Genomic DNA, 19,072 nt, shown 5'->3' with positions numbered 1-19,072 from the left:
CGACCCCGTCCCGTCCGGTCCCTCGCGCTCAGAGGGCGACCTTCAGGACGCCGGTGAGCGCGAGCTGCGCCAGCGACAGCGGCACCAGCCAGGCCCAGGCGAGCTTCTGGAGCTGGTCCTCGCGCATCCGGGGGTTCGCGACGCGCACCCAGATGACGCAGAACGCGAGCGCGGCCACCTTCAGCAGCATCCAGAGCCAGCCCAGCTCGGCGTTCAGGAACGGGCCTTTCCACCCGCCGAGGAACAGGACGGCCGTCAGGGCGCAGAGCACGACGATCCCGGCGTACTCGGCGAGGATGAACAGCGCGAACCGCAGCCCGCCGTACTCGGTGTACGGGCCGAAGATGATCTCCGAGTCGGCGACCGGCATGTCGAACGGGGGGCGGCGCAGCTCGGCCAGGCCAGCGACGAAGAACACGGCGGCGCCGACCGCCTGCCACGGCAGCCACCACCAGTGCCACTCCTCGACGATGCCCGGCAGGGACAGCGTCCCGGCCGCCATCGCGACCGACGACGCCGCGAACACCATCGGCAGCTCGTACGACATCAGCTGCGCCGCGACACGCATGCCGCCGAGCAGCGAGTACTTGTTCGCCGACGCCCAGCCCGCCATGATCGCGCCGATCACGCCGACGCCCATCACCGCCAGCGCGAAGAACAGGCCGACGCCGAGGTCGAGCGCGACCTGGCCGTCCGGTCCGACGGGGATGACGAGCAGCACCAGCAGGTACGGGACGAGCGCGACGCCCGGGGCGAGCTTGAACACCCACCGGTCCGCCGCCGCCGGGACCACGTCCTCCTTCTGCGCGAACTTCACGCCGTCGGCGACGAGCTGCCCCCACCCGTGGAACCGGCCCGCGTACATCGGGCCGAGGCGGCCTTGCATGTGCGCCATGACCTTGTGCTCGGCCTGCCCCACCAGGAGCGGCAGGACGGCGAACGCGGCGGCGACGAGCGCGAGCTTGACGACGATCTCAAGCATCCGGGTCCCTCTCCGGCGGACGGGCGGGACGCTCGGGCGGACGGGCGGCGCGTTCGGCCGCCTCCGCCCACGGGCCCGTGTCGGGGATGCCGGGCGGACGGACGCGGCGGCGGCTCGGCGCACCGTGCCCCGATTCGCCCGGCTCCTTCGCGCCCGGCCACGGCTTGGCGACCCGCGCCGCGAGCACGAACTCCTTGCGCAGCGGATGCCCCTCGAAACCGTCCGGCAGCAGCAGCGGGACGAGATGCGGGTGCCCCTCGAACGCGATGCCGAACATCTCGAACGTCTCGCGCTCGTGCCACGCCGCGCCCCGGTACACGCCCGTCGCCGTCGGCAGCACCGGCTCGTCGCGCGGCACCCGCGTGCGGACGAGGAGGTGGTGCCGGCGTTCGAGCGAGTACACGTGCGCGACGACGGCAAAGCCGTCCTCCAGCTCGTCCACGCCGGTCAGCCAGTCGAAGAAGCCGCAGGCCAGGTCGTCGCGGGCGAACGTCAGCGCGTCCGTCCACAGCTCCGGCGGGACGCCGACCGCGAGGCCGCCGTGCGTCGCCTCGGTGCTGACCTCGGCGCCGAACCGGTCGCGCCAGGCACCGTCGAGCCCGGCACCGTCGAGCGCGGCACCGCCCTCGGCGGTCACCGGTCGCGCCCGATCTCGTCGTCCCCGATCTCGCCGTCCCCGATCTCGTCGTGCACGGTCTCGTCGGGGCCGTCCGGGGAGAGCCCGGGGATGATCGTCGGGTCGTGCTCGCGCCGGTCCCTGGCCCGGCGTCCCGGAAGGCCGCGGCGCGGCGGGACGTCCTCGATCGCCTGCACCGGCACCGTCTCGTCGCCGTCGGGATCGTCGACGGGCGCGACGGGCACCGTCTCGTTCGCGTCCGGGTTGCCGTCCGGCTCCTGGGCGGGGGCCGGATCGGCCACGGGCGGCACCGGCATGGTCTCGTCGCTCGCACCGCCGTCCGGCTCGCGCGCCGGGACGTCGTCGACGGCCGGGGCCTCGTCGACCGCCGGGGCCTCGGCGGCGGCCGGGGCGTCGTCGATGGTCGGGACGGGCTGCGTCCGGACGTCGGCCGCCTCCACGGCCTCGATGTCGGCGGGCCCGACCGGCGCTTCGGCCCGCTCGGGCGCGGGCCCGGCCGGTCCGTCCTCGACGGGCGCGGCGGCACCCGCCTCCCCGGCGTCCGGCCGCGGCGGGTCGGGGTCCGGGGGCGGCTGGAGCGGGCGGCGCAGGACGGTCGGGGACAGCGGGCGCGGCGGTGGCGGGGGCGTCACGGGGTCGCCGTCGTAGCGGTCGCCCAGCGTCTCGGCGGCGATCCGCTCCTGCAGATGGACGATGCCGTGCAGCAGCGCCTCGGGACGCGGCGGGCATCCGGGCACGTAGACGTCCACGGGGATGATCTGGTCGACGCCCTTGGTGACGCAGTACGAGTCCCAGTAGGGCCCGCCGCAGTTGGAGCACGCGCCGAACGAGATGACGTACTTGGGTTCGGGCATCTGCTCGTACAGGCGCCGGACGGCCGGGGCCATCTTGTCGCTGACGGTGCCGGACACGACCATGAGGTCGGCCTGCCGGGGGCCGGGCGCGAACGGGATGACGCCGAGGCGCATGAAGTCGTGCCGGCTCATCGAGGTGGCGATGAACTCGATCGCGCAGCAGGCGAGACCGAAGTTGAACACCCACAGGGAGTACCGGCGGCCCCAGTTGAGCACGAACTTGATCGGTTTGGGGGCGACCCGCGACAGCGGTCCCACGCCCGGTGACGGTAGATCGACAGTGCCCACGTCCTCATTGTTACAGCCCGGGGCGCATCGGGATCAGGCCCACAGCGCCGTCAGACCCAGGACAGGACGCCCTTCTTGGCCGCGTAGGCGAGGCCGGTCGCGAGGAACCCCAGGAAGACGAACATCTCGCCGAGGGTGGTGAAGCCGTAGCCGGGGGCGTCGAAGACGGTGGCCCACGGGAACAGGAACACCGCGTCCACGGCGAACACGACGTACAGGTAGGCGAACACGTAGTACCGCACGTAGGAGTGGGCCCAGCCCTCGCCCACCGGGTCCACACCGCACTCGTACGTCATGAGCTTCTCGGCCGTGGGACGATGCGGGCGCAGCATGCGGTTCGCTGCGAGTCCACCTGCGACGATGCCGCCACCTACCAGGAGCAGGGCCAGGACGAGCGCATATGAGTCGAAATAGTTATGCACGAATTCCTCCTGGTGTGCGTCTGACCAAGTATCCCTGAGGACCGGCCCCGGGGAGTGTGACGACGTACCTCCCCCCTGGAGGATCGCAGTGTCATCCTTTTACTGCACACTAGTGATGCATTGGGGTCAGTTGACCTGGAAGGACGTGACCAGATGAGCAACCCACCTCCGCCTCCGGGCGGCTGGGACGCCCCGGGCGGTTCGTCCTGGCCGCCTCCGCCCCCGCCCATGGGTCCGGGCGCACCCGGTCCCGGAGCGCCGGGTCCCGGTGGTCCTGGCGGTGTCGGCGGCGCCGGAACGCCGCCGCCCTTCTTCCCCCCGCCGCCCGGCGGCCCGCTGGGGCCGGGCATGCCGCCGCCCCCGCCGCCCAAGCGGGGCAACGGTCCGCTGCTCGCCCTGGTGCTCGGCGGCGGGCTCGTCGTGGTGCTCCTCGTCGCCGTGGTGGCCGTGGTGATCGCCATGAGCGGCGGGATGACCCCCGAGGAGAAGCTCCGCGCCGCGGCCGACGACATCGGCGCCGACACGTCCGTCGGGCTGGAGGGCGACTTCGGCGGCGGCGCCAACTCGATCCGCGGCGAGCTGTCGGTCACCAAGGGCGGCCGCGCCTACGGCTCGGTGACGTGGAACAACAGCAAGGTCACCGTGCTCGCGGCCGACGGGCTGCTGTTCGCCAAGGCCGGCTCGGCCTTCTGGAAGGAGCAGATCTCCGGCTCCGAGACGCCGTACTACCTGGAGGACGGCGAGCAGTGGGGCCGGCTGAGCGCCGACGAGCTCGACCTCAAGTTCAAGGAGGAGCTGTCGCCGTCGGCGCTGGCGGCCAAGCTGGACTCGGCCGCCGGGGGACGGTCGATCCGGTCGAGACCAGCTGGAAGGGGACGAAGGCGCTCAAGGTCAGCACGTTCTCCTCCACCCTCTACATCAGCGACTCCGACGACCCCGAGCTGCTGCGCTACGAGGCGACCACGCCGCGCGTGGCGCTGGACGTGAGCCCCGACAGCGGTTCGCAGAGCGAGACGGTCGTCTCGACCATGCGCACGAGCATGGGCGAGCTGAAGAACTCGTTCAACGCGTCGGCGCGCCCCACGATCGCGGAGTGGAAGAAGGGCAACTGCCAGGACGACGCGGGCTGCACCGTCCAGGCCCAGATCCGGCCGCCGTACGGGGCCGGCACGCCCGTCACCGTCGAGATCCAGTTCGCGCTGACGGCGGGGACGCTGACCGGCAAGGACCTCGGCAAGTGCACCACCCAGATCACGTTCAAGACGGAGTCCCCGGTGTGGGCGAGCTGCCGGGTCAAGAGCTCCGCATGGACGAGCTGGGCCGAGGGGACCGGCGGCACGTTCTACAAGCACGCCGACTACAAGGTGCTCGGCGCCACGGCGAGCGAGGTGCAGGACATGCAGAACGGCCTCGACAGCGAGTAGGCGCACGGCGCCGCAGGTGAGGCGCCGTGCCCGTCGCACCGGGCCGCTTCGGGATGCCCGGCGACGCGTCCGTCCCCGCTCCGGGGACTCGTGTCGTCGGGCATTCTTGTTGGCGTGGACTTCCCTACCTCCGAGCCCACCGATCCCGGCGCGCCTCACACACCCCCCGGGCGCCCGTCCGATCCGCCGGACCGCCCGCGCGGCCGGCACGCGGCCGCGCCGCGCGACGTCCCGGTGGCCGGACGAGCCGCGCACGAGCCGCGTCCGGACCCGTCCGGCGACGGCTCGGCCCGGTGGGACCCCACCGCACCCCCCGGCCACCCGACGGCCCCCGGGGGCACGGGGCCCGGCCACACCATGCCGGGTCGAGCCATGCCGGGCCGAGCCATGCCGGGCCGCGACGGTCCGGTGCCGCCCGGGATCGTGCCGGGGCGGCAGCGGCCGATGTCGAAGCGGAACCGGATGCTGCTGATCGCCGCCGGGGTCGCGATGGCGGCGACGGCGGCGGGCGCCGTCACGATGGCGACGGCCGCCGGCGACGAGCCGTCCGGGCCGGTCGCGAAGCCGAGCGTGACCCCGCCGCCCGCGTGGTCGCTCGCGGCGGGCCGCGGGCTCACCGGCGGGATCGGGCTGCGGTACGCGGGGACGCTCACGATCGCGGGCGGTCCCGCGACGCTGCAGCTGCGGATCAGCCCGGAGGGCTCGGCGAGCGGGACGCTGACGGCCGGCGAGCGGACCGCGCTGCTCGCGACGGTCGACGGCGTCACCTACATCAAGGCCGGGCTGGAGTTCTGGCGCGCCTACGCGGCGGGCACCGAGCATCCCGAGTACTACGCGGGCGGATGGGCGAAGGCGCCGCTCGCGCTGCCCGGCGTGGACGTGGCGAAGGTGCTCGCGCCCGGATCGGTGGCGCGGAAGCTGGCGAAGGCGTCCGCCGACCCGAAGACGGAGCAGATCGGCGGCGTCCCCGCCTACGTGGTGCCCGCCGCGGACGCCGAGTACCTCATCGCGGTCGCCGCACCGCACCGGCTGCTGGGCGTGCGGACGTCCGGAGGCACCCCGCTGACGCTCACGGCGCAGCCGCTCGCGAGCCCGGCCCCGCTGTTCAAGGAGCTGCGCGCGCGCGTGAAGCAGCTGGGCGGCGCGACCGATCCCACGCTGCACTTCGCTCCGGGCCAGCTGACGTTCAAGAACTGCAACCAGAACATGAACGGCTGCACCGTCCAGGTCCCGGCGACCCTGTCCACGTGGGAGGGGAAGGTCTCGCCGGACGCGCGCGCGGCGCTGCGGGCATCGATCACCTCGAAGGGACGGGCGCTCGGAACGTGCCACGGGTCGGCGCCGGTACCGGACGACCGGACGGTCACGGTGAGCTGCACGGTCACGGGCAGGACGTGGCGGACGTGGATGCGGGCCGCCCTCGACAACCCCGGCTCGTACCCGTACAAGGCGAGCGCCCGCGTCGTCGGGGAGGCGCTCGCGGCGGCGGACGTCCAGGAGCTGCTCACCGAGCTCGACGCCGAGCGGCGGGAGCTGGTGCGGGCCGCCGCGGCGCCCGCGCCCGGCTCGTCCGCCGCGCCCGGCGCGACGGCCTCCGCGTCCGCGGGCGCGACGGCGTCGGACGCCCCGGGCATCGCGACGTCCCAGCGCCCCTGACCGGACGGCGCCCGCGCCGTCCGCGTCGCGCGAGGCGGCCGGAGTCGGCCGGGGCGGGTCCGCGCGGGGGTCGGTGGGTCCGAACGATTTTCGGCCTGTCTACACTTCGGGACGTGAACTCCGTGCCCATGGGAGATGACGGCTCCTCGGCGAACCGCAAAAGGCTCGTCCGGCGGCTGCACGTCGACCTCTGCCGCCAGCACAGCTGCCTGTGTCAGCGGTGAGCGGGGGATTCGACCAGTTCTGTACCCGTGCTGTCCGGTGACTCATCCGTCCCCCGATCCCAGCATCGCCTCCCGGACATACCATGAAGGCAAGCCTAAGTAGCATCACGATTCTGGGTGCCTCCCCCAGGTCGGATGCTGCGCGTCGAGGAGGTCTTCCTCTGTGACCAAACAGGTCCAGCAGCTCGACCGCGTCATCATCCGCTTCGCCGGGGACTCCGGTGACGGCATGCAGTTGACCGGCGACCGCTTCACCCAGGAGACGGCCGCGTTCGGCAACGACCTTTCCACGTTGCCGAACTTCCCTGCCGAGATCCGCGCCCCCGCCGGGACCCTCCCCGGCGTGTCCAGTTTCCAATTGCACTTCGCCGACCACGACATCCTCACGCCGGGCGACGCCCCGGACGTCCTGGTCGCCATGAACCCGGCCGCCCTCAAGGCCAACCTCGGGGACCTCCCCCGCGGGGCGGACGTCCTGGTCAACACCGACGAGTTCACCAAGCGCAACCTCGCCAAGGTCGGCTACGCGACCAGCCCGGTCGAGGACGACTCGCTCGCCGAGTACCGGGTGCACGCGCTGCCGCTCACGTCGATGACGGTGACCGCCCTCACCGACTTCGACATCTCCAAGAAGGACGCCGAGCGCGCGAAGAACATGTTCGCGCTGGGGCTCCTGTCGTGGCTGTACCACCGCCCCACCGAGGGCACGGTCGCGTTCCTGGAGCGCAAGTTCGCCAAGAAGCCCGAGATCATGAAGGCGAACATCGCGGCCTTCCAGGCGGGCTGGAGCTACGGCGAGACGACCGAGGCGTTCTCGACCCAGTACGAGATCAAGCCGGCCGAGCACGAGGCCGGCCTGTACCGGAACATCACCGGGAACGTCGCGCTCGCGTACGGGCTCGTCGCGTCCGGCGTCCAGTCCGGGCTGCCGGTGTTCCTCGGCTCGTACCCGATCACCCCGGCGTCCGACATCCTGCACGAACTGTCGAAGCACAAGCCGTTCGGGGTCAGAACGTTCCAGGCGGAGGACGAGATCGCCGCCGTGGGAGCCGCCCTCGGCGCGTCCTTCGGCGGGTCGCTCGGCGTCACCACGACGTCCGGTCCCGGCCTCGCGCTGAAGAGCGAGACGATCGGCCTCGGCGTCGCCACCGAGCTGCCGCTGCTGGTCATCGACGTCCAGCGCGCCGGGCCGTCCACCGGGCTGCCCACCAAGACCGAGCAGGCCGACCTGCTGCAGGCCATGCACGGCCGCAACGGCGAGGCGCCCGTCCCGGTGATCGCACCGCAGTCCCCGTCCGACTGCTTCGCCGCCACCATCGAGGCCGCCCGGATCGCGGTCGAGTACCGCACGCCGGTCATCCTGCTGTCGGACGGCTACGTCGCCAACGGCTCCGAACCGTGGAAGCTGCCGGACGTCGCCGACCTGCCGAAGATCGAGCCGGACTTCGCGGCACCGTCCGGCGAGGAGTTCCAGCCGTTCAAGCGGGACCCGGAGACGCTCGCGCGCCCGTGGGCGATCCCCGGCACCGCCGGGCTGGAGCACCGCATCGGCGGGCTGGAGAAGGCCGACGGGTCCGGCAACATCTCCTACGACCCGTCGAACCACGACAAGATGGTCCGGCTCCGCCAGGCCAAGGTCGACGGCATCGCGAACGACATCGCGCCCCTCGAGGTGGACGACCCGTCCGGTGCGGCCCGCGTGCTCATCCTCGGCTGGGGCGGCACGTACGGCGCGATCTCCGCCGGCGTCCGGCGCGTCCGCGACACCGGCCGGCACGTCGCGCAGGCCCACCTGCGGCACCTCAACCCGTTCCCCGCGAACCTGCCCGAGGTCCTGCGCTCCTACGACAAGGTCATCGTGCCGGAGATCAACCTGGGCCAGCTCGCGCTGCTGCTGCGCGGCCGGTACCTGGTGGACGTCATCGGCTACAACCAGGTCCGCGGCCTGCCTTTCAAGGCCGAAGAGCTGCAGGGCGTCATCCAGGATGTGATCGACAGTGAGTGAAGTCAACGGCAACGGGCGCAGCCCGCTCTCCCTGGTCCCGAAGACCGACGCGAAGCAGACGCTGAAGGACTTCAAGACCGACCAGGAGGTCCGGTGGTGCCCCGGCTGCGGTGACTACGCGATCCTCGCGGCCGTCCAGTCCTTCCTGCCCGAACTGGGGCTGCGCAAGGAGAACATCACGTTCGTGTCGGGCATCGGGTGCTCGTCCCGGTTCCCGTACTACATGAACACCTACGGGTTCCACTCGATCCACGGCCGCGCCCCCGCGATCGCGACGGGCCTCGCCACGTCCCGTCCCGACCTGTCGGTCTGGGTCGTGACGGGCGACGGGGACGCGCTGTCGATCGGCGGCAACCACCTCATCCACGCGCTGCGCCGCAACGTCAACCTGAAGATCCTGCTGTTCAACAACCGGATCTACGGGCTGACCAAGGGCCAGTACTCCCCGACCTCCGAACTCGGCAAGATCACCAAGTCGACGCCGATGGGGTCGCTGGACTCGCCGTTCAACCCGATCTCGCTCGCCGTCGGCGCCGAGGGCACCTTCGTCGCCCGCACGATCGACTCCGACCGCAAGCACCTGCAGTCGGTGCTGCGCGCCGCCGCCCAGCACCGCGGCACCGCGCTCGTCGAGATCTACCAGAACTGCAACATCTTCAACGACGGCGCCTTCGAACCGCTGAAGGACTCCGACGTCCGCGACGACGTCACCGTCCGTCTCGAGCACGGCGAACCGATCGTCTTCGGCGCCGACGGCTCGAAGGGCCTCCGGCGCACCCGGACCGGCTCCTTCGAGGTCGTGAACGTCGCCGACGTCGACCCGTCCGAGATCGTGGTGCACGACGCCCACGACCCGGACTCGTCCCACGCGTTCGCCCTGTCCCGGCTCGACTCGCCCGCGTTCGAGCACACCCCGATCGGCATCTTCCGCGACGTGGACCGCCCGTCCTACGACGAGCTGATGCGCGAGCAGGTCGACGCGGCCGTCCAGAGCCAGGGCGCCGGTGACCTCGCCGCCCTCCTCGGCAGCGGGGACACCTGGCGCATCGACTGACGCACCGGTGCGGAGACCCGGCCCCAAGCCTTGCGGGGCCGGGTTTCTCGCGTATGGAACCGCCGTCGAACGGGCACCGTTCCACGTGATGAGCGATCAGCGAACAGCGGCCGGGTTCGGACGCGACACGGTGCGGGACGGCGTCACATCCTGGAACACTGGAGAGATCTTGTCCCCGGGGAGGTAACGATGCGGGTCGTGCCGCGCCGTATCAAGGATCGTCGACGCCGCAAGGACGACGCCCCGACCCCGGAGAACCAGGACACCCGGCCCGTCACGGGCACATCGCCCGACGAACCCGGCCCGTCCGCGCCGTCCGCGCCGCCCGAGCCGCCCGCGCCCGAGGAGCCGAGCCCGCGGAACGTCCGGATCCTCGGCGGAACGCTCGACGAGGACGAACCGGGCACGCCCCGTCCCGAAGGCTCGGAGACGCAGGCCCCGCGCGAGGCCGTCGAAGCCCCTGGCGACACCCGGCCGATCCCGCCGCCCCCAGGGGACGTCGGCGCGCGCGCAGAGGATCCCCAGGGGGCACCCGCACGTCCCGACGGCACCGAGGCACCCCCCGCCCCACCTGCACCCCCCAGCAACACCGGGCCACGCGCACAGGACCCTCAGGGGACACCCGCACGCCCTGGCGACACACAGCCGGTGGCACCGCCCCCAAGGGACGTCGGCGCGCGCGCAGAGGACCCGCAGGGGGCATCCGGACGTCCCGACGTCCGCCCCGGCGACACGCGACCGGTGCCGCCGCTCCCGAACGACGCCCAGGGCGCCCCCACGCGCCCCGACGTGCGCTCGGGGGACACGCGTCCCGTCCCGCCGCCCCACGGAGCCGGCGGCGCGCAGCCTGGCGGCGCGGGGTGGGTGGATCCCGCGGAGGCGCTGGGGCAGGAGAGCTGGGGACCGCCGGGTCCGTCGGAGCCGCAGCGGCGTTCGGCCGGCGGGCCGCGCACGGGGCGCGGGAGGGACGCGGACGGGCGGCGGCGGGCGCGCGCGGCGGAGCGGCGGCGGGCCGCCGCGGAGGTCAAGCGGAGCCGCGCGAGGTCCCGGCAGGGACCCGTGCCGCGGGCGACGCCGCAGGCCAGGGCCGCCGACCGGCACCGGTCGGCGCTGCTGTTCATGGTGATCATCCTGGGGGTGCTGATCGCGGCGGTGGCGGTCCTCGGCGGGCTCTTCGCGTCGTCGATGCGGACGCGGCCGGTGCCGCTGGCCGATCCGCTGCACATCTACCCGGTGACGCAGACGACGCCGGGGCAGTGCCCGGCCGGGACGCGCGGGGTCACCGGGCAGTCGGGCGGCGGCCCGGCCTGCTACCGGCTGGAGCAGGGGCTCGCGATCCACGAGGTGTCCGAGCTGTACGTGCAGCCGTCGCGGCTGCGGGACGGCGGGTACGACGTCGCGCTGACGCTGCGGTCCGCCGACCGGAACGCGTTCGCCGATCTCACCCGTTCGACCGTCGGGCGCGACCTGGCGTTCGTGGTCCGCGACGAGATCGTCACCCTGCCGAGGGTCGACATGGCCATCACGGACGGCAAGATCATCGTGACCGGCACGCAGGACCGGGCGGCGGCGGTGCGGCTGGTCCGGGAGCTGCGGGGCCGCTGAGGACGGCCGGGGGCGGCCCGAGGACGGCCGGCCCCGGCTAGACCTGCGGGAGTTCGGTGCCCTGGACGGCCTGGATCTCCAGCTCGACGCGGAGGCTCTCGCCGACCATCGCGACGCCCGCCTCCAGCAGCTCGTTGTAGCGGATGCCGAAGTCGCGGCGGCGGAGTTCGGCGGTCGCACGGAAGGCCGCCCGGACGCCGCCCCACGGGTCGGCGCCCGTCCCGAGGTAGGCGAGGTCGAGGTCGACCGGCCGCGTGCGGCCGTTGAGCGTGAGCCGGCCGTGGACGGTCCAGCGGTCGGGGCCCGCGGCGGTGACGCGGTCGCCGGTGTACTCGATGACCGGGTGCTCGTCGGCGTCGAGGAAGTCGGCGGACCGCAGGTGGTCGTCGCGCAGCTTGTTGCCGGTGTCGATGGACGCCGCGTCGATGCGGGCGGCGACGCGGGACGCCTCGACGGGCTCGGCGATCTCGACGCGTCCCGCGAAGGCGCCGAACCGGCCGCGGACGCTGGAGAGGCCGAGGTGCTGCGCGACGGCGCCGACGCTCGAATGGGCCGGGTCGATCGTCCACGGGCCGGGCGGCGGCAGCTCGGCGCCGCCCGCCCGCGCCAGCGCGACCGCGCCGATGTCGGCGACGCCCGCACCGGTGACGATCAGCGTGGCGGCGGCGGGCTGGAAGCCCATCGCCGTCACGATCGCCGTGTAGGTGCCGGCGGGCAGCGGGCCGGCGGCCAGGACGCCGTCCTCGCCGGTCCGCTCGCGCGCCACCTGGTTCCCGGCCAGGTCCGTGACGGTGACGATCGCGTGCCGCACCGCCCAGCCGTCCTTCGTCCGCACCGTGCCGCGCAGACCCCGACTCTCGTCCATTGACCAGCCTCGTGCTCGTTCGTCCCGGTCCGTCCGGGCGGTGTCGGTCACTCTTGCGGGTAGCCGAGCTTCAGGTCGTGCTCGTCGCGCCCGTCGCCCGACAGCGACAGCCCGGTGGCGACCGGGGGGTAGCCGGACGCGATCACGGTGTACTGCCCGCCGGTCAGGTCGGCGAACGCGTACTCCCCGTCCGGCCCGGTGATCATCATGGCGACGACGTTGCCGGCGGCGTCGACGATCGTGACGCGGGCGTCCGCGACGGGCTCGCCCGCCTCGGTGCGGACGGTCCCGCGCACCCGCGCACCGGGCGGCATCTCGACGTCCTGCGCGGTCTGCCCGCTGCCGCCGACCTCGACCGGCAGCGCGACCGGGCGGTGCGCGGCGGCGCTCACGGCGAGCGTGTACGTGCCGGACACGACGTCGCCGAACGAGTACCGCCCGTCCGGGCCGGTCCGTCCGGTGCCGACGACCTCGCCGCGCACGTCGGTGACGACGACCATCGCGTTCGGCACCGCGAGGCCGTCGGCGCCGCGGACCGTCCCCGCGAGGCCCCCGCTGCCCGCCAGGAGAAGGTCGAACTCCACCGGCTTGTCGCTGACGACGAGCGTCGCGGCCTGCGGCTCGTGCTCCCCGGTCGCCGCGATCAGCACGTACGTGCCGGGTCCGGGGGTCGGCAGCGCGTACCGTCCGTCGCCGAGGGTCAGCGCGCGCGCCAGCTGGTGGCCGTCCACGCCGATCAGCGTGAGCGCGGCGGACGGGACGGGCGCGCCCTCGGACGTCCGGACCACGCCCCGGACCGGCACGCCGCCGGGCCGGGCGCCGTCGGCCCGGGGCGCCGCGACGGGCGCCCCGGCCGCGCCGGTGCCGCTCGTGTCCGCTCCGGCGGAGCGGGGGGCGCCGTCACCGGACGGCGGGCCGAACGCGTTGTGCGACATCTCGTTGACGGACACCGCGCTCCCCTGGGGGACCGCGCCCGCGCCCACGAGTTCGTGGTCGTCGCGCGGCGGTCCGTCCGTCCGCTCGTGCCGTCCCGCCGGGGCCGGCGCCACCGGACGGACGGCGTCCGTGACGGTCGCGCCGTCCTGCGGGCCCCCGGCGGCGGTGGGCGCGACGGCGACCGGGCCGCCGGAGCCGCGCAGCGGCAGCTCCTTGAGCCCGAGCACCACGAGGAACCCGACGACCGCGACCGGGACACCGACGAGGAACACGGTCTCGACCGCGTTGTTGAACGCCGTCAGCACGATGTGCTTGATCGGTTCGGGCAGCGCGGCGATCTGGTCGGGCGAGCCGAGCCCGCCGCCGCCGGACGGCAGCGGGACGCCCGCGGTGCGCGCGCCCTCGGCCATCTCGTCGCCGAGCCGGTTGGTGAGGATCGACCCGAACGCGGCGACGCCCATCGCGCCGCCGAGGTTGCGGAAGAACGACAGCCCCGAGGTGGTCGAGGCCAGGTCGGCGCGGGCGGCGGCGTTCTGCGCGGCCAGGATCAGGATCTGCAGGGTGAGCCCGAGCCCGATGCCGAGCAGCGCGAGCCCGAGGCCGATCTGGAACCGGGACGAGTCGACGTGCAGGCGCGACAGCAGGAGCAGCGCGCCGGTCACGAACAGCATCCCGGCCACCGGGAAGACCTTGTACCGGCCGGTGCGGGTGACGAGCTGCCCGGAGAGGGTCGAGGTGATCAGCATGCCGATGACGAGCGGCAGCGTCATCAGCCCGGAGGCGGTCGGGCTCATCCCCTTGACGATCTGCAGGTACTGCGGCATGTAGATCATCGCGCCGAACATGGCGACGGCCATGCACAGCAGCCCGATGCTCGCCAGCACGAACGTCCGGTCGCGGAAGAGGCGGGGCGGCAGGATCGGGTCGCGCGCGACCCGCTCGGCGACGACGGCGAGTGCGGTCAGCACGACCGTGGCGCCGGCCAGGACGTAGGTCCACGTGGAGTTCCAGGCGAACTGGTCGCCGCCCATGGACAGCAGGAACATCAGCGTCGCGGCGGCCGCGGTGATGGTGATGCCGCCGAAGACGTCGATCGTCGTGTCGTTCCGCCGCTTCGGCAGCTTCAGGACCTTCTGGATCACGACGAACGCCACGATCGCCAGCGGGACGCACACGTAGAAGCACCAGCGCCAGCCGAGGGCGCCGGCGTCCACGATGAACCCGCCGAGCAGCGGCCCGGCGACCGTCGCGACCCCGAACACCGCGCCCATGTAGCCGGCGTACCGGCCGCGCTGCCGCGGCTCGACGACGTCCCCGAGGATGACCTGCGCCAGCGCGGACAGGCCGCCGACGCCGAGGCCCTGCAGCCCGCGCGCGACGATGAGCTGGCCGATGTTCTGCGACATGCCCGCGCCCACCGAGGCGAGGACGAAGATGAGCAGCGCGCTCTGGAACACGAGCTTGCGGCCGAAGACGTCCGACAGCTTGCCCCACAGCGGCGTCGAGGCGGTCATCGTCAGCAGCGCGGCGCTGGCCACCCAGGCCAGCTTGTCCTGCCCGCCGAGGTCGCCGACGATCGTCGGCAGCGCGGTGCTGATGACCGATGTCGAGATCATCGCGGTCAGCATCGCCATCATCAGGCCGGAGAGGATCTTCAGGACCTGACGGTGCGTGTACTGCGGGATCTCTTGCTCAGGTTCGGCCGTAGCCGCGCTCCCTCGAGCCACTCTGCCCCCATCGAACTCAATTACCTGTGCTTAGCATGTATCTTATGTAGACGCATGTTTACTTGCAACTCGAGGGATACTGATGTGATGGAGGCGATACAGGTCGATGGCCCGCCGGGCACCGGGACCGACCCCGGGACCGGCGGCGAGGCGCGGCCGCCCGTCCGCAAGCGCGACCGGGAGGCCACCCGGCAGCGCATCCTGGACGCGGCCCGCGACCTGTTCGGCGAGCACGGCTACGGCGGCGTCACCATCCGGATGATCGCCGCCGAGGCGGACGCGAACACCGCGCTCGTCCACCGCTACTTCGGCTCGAAGGCCGACCTGTTCGCCGAGGTCCTGTCCGGCGAGTCCGTGCTGCGCGGCGTCATCGCGGGCGGCCCCGAGGACCTCCCCCGCCGGCTCGCCGAGTATTTCGCCCACCAGGTCGAGCACCGCTCGACGACCTCGGTGTCCCGGCTGCTCGACCGCTCCGCCGGGCATCCCGAGGTGAAGCAGAGCCTGCTGCGCTACCTCGAGGACTCCATCGTCGAGCCGATGGTCGCCCAGCTGGACGGCCCCAACCCGCGTGCGCGCGCGCTGCTCGCGTCCACGATCCTCATGGGCGGCGGGCCCGTCCGGAGGCTCTTCGGCCTCAACGATCTCCGCGAGGCCGACCCCGACGAACTCACCGAGCGCCTCACCACCATGTTCTCCGCCGCCCTCGCCCCCTGACGTCGCGCGCCCGCCGCCCCGTGACGCCCGCGTTCGTCCGCGAGGCGTAGGGGCCGCGCGGCGCGTACCGCGGCGGGCGCAGCGCGGATCGGCCGCCGGGCGGAGCGTGCGGCGGCCCGGCGCCCATAGGGTGCTGCCATGAGGCTGGGGGGACGGCTCCGCGACCGCTGGAAACGGACGGGGCGGGGCGCGCGGTGGTCGGCGGCCGGGGCCGCGGTCCTGATCGCGGGCGCGGGCACGGTCTGGGGCATCGCCGACACCGAACCGGGCGTGCGCGTCCTGGAGCGGCGCATCGCCGTCATGGACGGACCCGAGGACGACCGGCGCGTCTCGCTCGACGTCTCGTTCTACACGCCCGAGAACGCCGGAAAGGTCCCGGCGATCATGCTCGCGCACGGTTTCGGCGGCAGCAAGCGGGAAACGGCGGGCGAGGCGCGCGCGCTCGCCGCGGACGGGTACGCGGTCCTGACGTGGTCCGCGCGCGGCTTCGGCGAGTCGACCGGGGAGATCGCCCTCAACTCCCCCGACTACGAGGTCAAGGACGCCCGGCAGCTCGTCGACTGGCTCGCGTCCCGTCCCGAGGTCCGCCTCGACGGCCCCGGCGACCCGCGCCTGGGCATGGCCGGACCGTCCTACGGCGGCGCGATCTCCCTGCTCACCGCCGCGTACGACCGGCGGATCGACGCCATCGCCCCGCGGATCACCTGGCACGCACTCGACGAGGCGCTGTTCCCCGACGCGTCCGGCGAGGGCCCCGCGAACGGCGTCTACAAGGAACTGTGGGCCGGGATCTTCTTCGCCAGCGGCGCGGGCGGGACGGCCTGCGGCCGGTTCCTGCCGTCCCTGTGCGAGATGTTCCAGGACGTGGCCGAGACCGGACGGCCCACGGGCGAGGCCATCGCGACGCTGCGGCGCTCCAGCCCCGCGGCGGTCGCCGACCGCATCGACGTCCCCACGCTGCTCGTCCAGGGACAGTCCGACTCGCTGTTCCCGCTGCCGCACGCCGACGCCAACGCCCGCGCCGTCGCCCGCAACGGCGCGCCCGTCTCGGTCGTCTGGTACCGGGGCGGCCACGACGGCGGCCCGGAGGAGACCGAACGCGTCCGGGGCCTGGTCGGCGACTTCTTCGACGCCCACCTGAAGGGCGCACCGGCCGACCTCCCCGGCTTCACGGTGACGCGGTCGGGCGGGCTCGACTCGTCCACCGGGGACGTCGTCGTCGAGGAGGCCACCGCGCCCGGCTACCCGGGGCTCGCGAGCGCCCCGCGCGCGCTGGCGCTGACCGGCCGCGAGCAGACGGTCCACCGCCCGGCGGGCGGCGTCCCGGCCGGCATCTCCGCGCTGCCGGGGATCGGCTCGCTCGGCGGCGGGCTCGACCTCGGCGCGCTCGGCGGCGGCGGGCTCACCGACCCGCCCGGCCAGTCCGCGACGTTCGACACCGCGCCGCTGGACCGTCCCGTGCGGCTCACAGGCGCCGCGACCGTCCGGCTCCGGGTCGGCGGGGGCGACGACGTGCCGCTGTTCGCCAAGCTCTACGACGTCGGACCGGACGGGCGCGCGACCCCGGCCCGCCGCCTCGCCGCACCGTTCCGCGCCGCGGACGGCGGGGAGGCCACGGTCACGCTGCCCGCGATGGACCACCGGTTCGACCGGGGCCACCGGCTGCGACTGGTCGTCTCCACCACCGACATGGGGTTCGCCACACCGCCCGAGGCCGCCTCCTTCGAGGTCCGAGCCGTCTCGCCGCTGACCGTCCCGACCGTCCCGGCACTCTCCGCCGCGTCCGCCCCGCTCCCCGCGTGGGTTTGGGCCCTGCCCCTGGCCGCCCTGGCCGTCGCCGCCGGGCTGCTGGTCCGCCGCCGCGCGCCCGCCGACTCCGGGGACGGCGACGTCCCGCTGGAGATCACCGGGCTGACGAAGGCGTACGCGAACGGGCATCTGGCCGTCGCCGACCTCTCCTTCCGGGTCGAGAAGGGGCAGGTCCTCGGCCTGCTCGGGCCCAACGGCGCGGGAAAGACGACCACGCTCCGGATGCTGATGGGCCTCATCCATCCGGACGCGGGCGAGATCCGCATCTTCGGGCGGCGCGTCACCCCCGGCGCGCCCGTCCTGGCCCGGCTCGGCTCGTTCGTCGAGGGCCCCGGCTTCCTGCCGCACCTGTCCGGCCGCGACAACCTCGACCTGTACTGGCGCGCCACCGGGCGGCCGCGCGCCGAGGCGCACATGGACGAGGCGCTGGAGATCGCCGCCCTCGGGCCCGCCCTCGACCGCGCCGTCCGCACCTACTCGCAGGGCATGCGGCAGCGGCTCGCGATCGCGCAGGCCATGCTCGGCCTGCCCGACCTCCTCGTGCTCGACGAGCCCACCAACGGCCTCGACCCGCCGCAGATCCGCGAGATGCGCGAGGTCCTCGTCCGCTACGCCGAGGCGGGCCGCACCGTGATCGTGTCCAGCCACCTCCTCGCCGAGGTCGAGCAGACCTGCACGCACGCGGTCGTCATGGCGGGCGGACGGCGCGTCACCGCCGGGCCCGTCGCCGAGATCGTCGGAACCGGCCGCCGGCTCGAGGACGCGTTCCTCGAACTCATCGGGGAGGGCTCGTGACGTACCAGGTCAGGCGGACGCTGCCGCTGCGCGTCGAGACCGTCCGGCAGTTCCGCCGCCGCCGGACGCTGTTCGCGTTCGCCGTTCTCCTCCTCCTTCCCTGGGTGCTCGTGGCCGCCTTCAAGATCGGTGGCGATCCCGGACCGGACAGCGTCCCGAGCCTGGTGGACGTCGCGACCTCGAGCGCGCTGAACTTCGCCCTCTTCGCCCTGTTCGTCTCGACCGGGTTCCTGCTCGTCGTCGCGGTCGCGCTGTTCTGCGGCGACACGGTGGCGAGCGAGGCCGGCTGGTCCTCCCTGCGCTACCTGCTCGCCGCGCCCGTCCCCCGTGACCGGCTCCTGCGGCAGAAGCTGATCGTCGCCCTCGGCTACGCGGTCGTCGCCGTCCTCTCCCTGCCCCTCATGTCGCTGGTCGCGGGAACGGTCGCGTTCGGCTGGGGCGACGTCGAACTCCCCACGGGCGGCACCGTCCCGGTGGGAACCGCCCTCCAGCGCATGGCGATCATCGCCGGGTACTCCCTGGTCGCCCAGCTCGTGGTGGCCGCCCTCGCCTTCCTGCTCTCGGTCACGACCGACTCCCCGCTCGGCGCGGTCGGCGGCGCCGTCGGCCTCGTCATCGTCAGCAACATCCTCGACGCGGTCACCGCCCTCGGCTCGCTGCGCGACTTCCTGCCGACGCACTGGATGTACGCGTGGATGGACGCGCTCCAGCCGGACGTCGAATGGACCGGCATGGCGAAGGGCGCGGCGATCTCGGTGTCCTACGCCCTCGTCCTGTTCGCTCTCGCATTCCGCCGCTTCCGCAACCGCGACATCGTCTCCTGAACTGACCAAGTCCGGCCACACGTAAATTACGTACCGCTGTCAGAAAATCACTCTCCGCCCCGTCACTTCCACAAAATCGGTCGAAGGGGCAGAGGTGGTCGCATACACTCACCGAACCTCGCACACGCCGTAGGCGTCGTACGGGGTGAATGCGGCATCAGCTCGATGGGCGGGTTAAAGCCGGCCCTACGGGGGAGATGATCACTATGGCACGGCAGCAGCTCATCAAACGCCCCAAGCCTCCACGTCAA

At 73.3% G+C, this 19,072-nt stretch carries 14 protein-coding genes and 1 pseudogene; 9 read left to right on the top strand and 6 right to left on the bottom strand.

Going from position 1 to position 19,072, the window contains the following annotated elements:
* Positions 1 to 28 precede the first annotated feature (28 nt).
* The 4 genes and pseudogenes from F7P10_RS24635 to F7P10_RS24620 form a co-directional block, all read right to left on the bottom strand.
* Complete coding sequence (locus tag F7P10_RS24635) at positions 29 to 982, bottom strand: complex I subunit 1 family protein (RefSeq protein ID WP_151012637.1); 954 nt, start codon at positions 980 to 982, stop codon at positions 29 to 31.
* On the bottom strand, positions 975 to 1,619 hold the full coding sequence (locus F7P10_RS24630; RefSeq protein ID WP_151012635.1) for an NADH-quinone oxidoreductase subunit C: 645 nt from the start codon (positions 1,617 to 1,619) through the stop codon (positions 975 to 977). Before F7P10_RS24630 ends, F7P10_RS24635 begins: the two co-directional genes overlap by 8 nt.
* 671 nt (positions 1,620 to 2,290) lie before the next feature.
* Positions 2,291 to 2,722: pseudogene (locus F7P10_RS45510) on the bottom strand (NADH-quinone oxidoreductase subunit B); the annotation flags it as partial.
* Positions 2,723 to 2,811: 89 nt separating this feature from the next.
* The gene (locus F7P10_RS24620; protein WP_151012633.1) at positions 2,812 to 3,183 is read right to left on the bottom strand and encodes an NADH-quinone oxidoreductase subunit A; all 372 of its coding nucleotides are present in this window, start codon (positions 3,181 to 3,183) and stop codon (positions 2,812 to 2,814) included.
* Between the two features lie 153 nt (positions 3,184 to 3,336).
* On the opposite strand from F7P10_RS24620, the gene F7P10_RS24615 reads away from it, so the two are divergent.
* The 6 genes from F7P10_RS24615 to F7P10_RS24595 all read left to right on the top strand — a co-directional run bounded on the left by F7P10_RS24615 (position 3,337) and on the right by F7P10_RS24595 (position 11,151).
* Positions 3,337 to 4,170 (top strand): hypothetical protein, encoded by an 834-nt coding sequence (locus tag F7P10_RS24615; protein ID WP_254715999.1) that lies wholly within the window; start codon positions 3,337 to 3,339, stop codon positions 4,168 to 4,170.
* Positions 4,155 to 4,607, top strand: a complete 453-nt coding sequence (locus F7P10_RS44605; RefSeq protein WP_254715998.1) for a hypothetical protein — start codon at positions 4,155 to 4,157, stop codon at positions 4,605 to 4,607. The genes F7P10_RS24615 and F7P10_RS44605 overlap by 16 nt, the downstream gene beginning before the upstream one ends.
* A gap of 372 nt (positions 4,608 to 4,979) precedes the next feature.
* A complete protein-coding gene (locus F7P10_RS24610) occupies positions 4,980 to 6,263 on the top strand; it encodes a hypothetical protein (protein ID WP_151012631.1) in 1,284 nt (427 codons plus the stop codon).
* Positions 6,264 to 6,650: 387 nt separating this feature from the next.
* A complete protein-coding gene (locus tag F7P10_RS24605) occupies positions 6,651 to 8,492 on the top strand; it encodes a 2-oxoacid:acceptor oxidoreductase subunit alpha (RefSeq protein ID WP_151012629.1) in 1,842 nt (613 codons plus the stop codon).
* Positions 8,485 to 9,546 (top strand): 2-oxoacid:ferredoxin oxidoreductase subunit beta, encoded by a 1,062-nt coding sequence (locus F7P10_RS24600; RefSeq protein WP_151012627.1) that lies wholly within the window; start codon positions 8,485 to 8,487, stop codon positions 9,544 to 9,546. The genes F7P10_RS24605 and F7P10_RS24600 overlap by 8 nt, the downstream gene beginning before the upstream one ends.
* A gap of 648 nt (positions 9,547 to 10,194) precedes the next feature.
* Positions 10,195 to 11,151 carry a hypothetical protein gene (locus F7P10_RS24595; protein WP_176611644.1) on the top strand — a complete coding sequence of 319 codons (957 nt, stop codon included), beginning with the start codon at positions 10,195 to 10,197 and terminating at the stop codon, positions 11,149 to 11,151.
* A 37-nt stretch (positions 11,152 to 11,188) separates the two neighbouring features.
* Here F7P10_RS24595 and F7P10_RS24590 read toward each other — a convergent pair whose 3' ends face one another.
* Positions 11,189 to 12,016 carry a YceI family protein gene (locus F7P10_RS24590; RefSeq protein ID WP_151012623.1) on the bottom strand — a complete coding sequence of 276 codons (828 nt, stop codon included), beginning with the start codon at positions 12,014 to 12,016 and terminating at the stop codon, positions 11,189 to 11,191.
* 47 nt (positions 12,017 to 12,063) lie between these two features.
* Positions 12,064 to 14,679, bottom strand: a complete 2,616-nt coding sequence (locus F7P10_RS45125; RefSeq protein WP_176611643.1) for an MFS transporter — start codon at positions 14,677 to 14,679, stop codon at positions 12,064 to 12,066.
* 87 nt (positions 14,680 to 14,766) lie between these two features.
* On the opposite strand from F7P10_RS45125, the gene F7P10_RS24580 reads away from it, so the two are divergent.
* From F7P10_RS24580 to F7P10_RS24570, 3 genes are all read left to right on the top strand, one after another.
* Entirely contained in the window at positions 14,767 to 15,393 is a 627-nt protein-coding gene (locus tag F7P10_RS24580) for a TetR/AcrR family transcriptional regulator (RefSeq protein WP_151012619.1), read from the top strand.
* Between the two features lie 138 nt (positions 15,394 to 15,531).
* Positions 15,532 to 17,997, top strand: a complete 2,466-nt coding sequence (locus F7P10_RS24575; RefSeq protein WP_151012617.1) for an alpha/beta fold hydrolase — start codon at positions 15,532 to 15,534, stop codon at positions 17,995 to 17,997.
* Positions 17,994 to 18,821 carry an ABC transporter permease gene (locus F7P10_RS24570; RefSeq protein WP_151012615.1) on the top strand — a complete coding sequence of 276 codons (828 nt, stop codon included), beginning with the start codon at positions 17,994 to 17,996 and terminating at the stop codon, positions 18,819 to 18,821. Before F7P10_RS24575 ends, F7P10_RS24570 begins: the two co-directional genes overlap by 4 nt.
* The last annotated feature ends 251 nt before the right edge of the window (positions 18,822 to 19,072 follow it).

The sequence above is a fragment of the Actinomadura sp. WMMB 499 genome, assembly GCF_008824145.1.
GTDB lineage: Bacteria > Actinomycetota > Actinomycetes > Streptosporangiales > Streptosporangiaceae > Spirillospora.
The sequence above is the reverse complement of the archived record's forward strand: the minus strand, read 5'-3'. Positions and strand labels throughout refer to the sequence as shown.

What these genes read in the sequence shown, in the direction of transcription:
- F7P10_RS24575 (WP_151012617.1), top strand. Translation starts at nt 15,532, where the DNA reads ATGAGGCTGGGGGGACGGCTCCGCGACCGCTGGAAACGGACGGGGCGG.
- F7P10_RS24635 (WP_151012637.1), bottom strand. Translation starts at nt 982, where the DNA reads ATGCTTGAGATCGTCGTCAAGCTCGCGCTCGTCGCCGCCGCGTTCGCC.
- F7P10_RS24580 (WP_151012619.1), top strand. Translation starts at nt 14,767, where the DNA reads ATGGAGGCGATACAGGTCGATGGCCCGCCGGGCACCGGGACCGACCCC.
- F7P10_RS24615 (WP_254715999.1), top strand. Translation starts at nt 3,337, where the DNA reads ATGAGCAACCCACCTCCGCCTCCGGGCGGCTGGGACGCCCCGGGCGGT.
- F7P10_RS24610 (WP_151012631.1), top strand. Translation starts at nt 4,980, where the DNA reads ATGCCGGGCCGAGCCATGCCGGGCCGCGACGGTCCGGTGCCGCCCGGG.
- F7P10_RS24590 (WP_151012623.1), bottom strand. Translation starts at nt 12,016, where the DNA reads ATGGACGAGAGTCGGGGTCTGCGCGGCACGGTGCGGACGAAGGACGGC.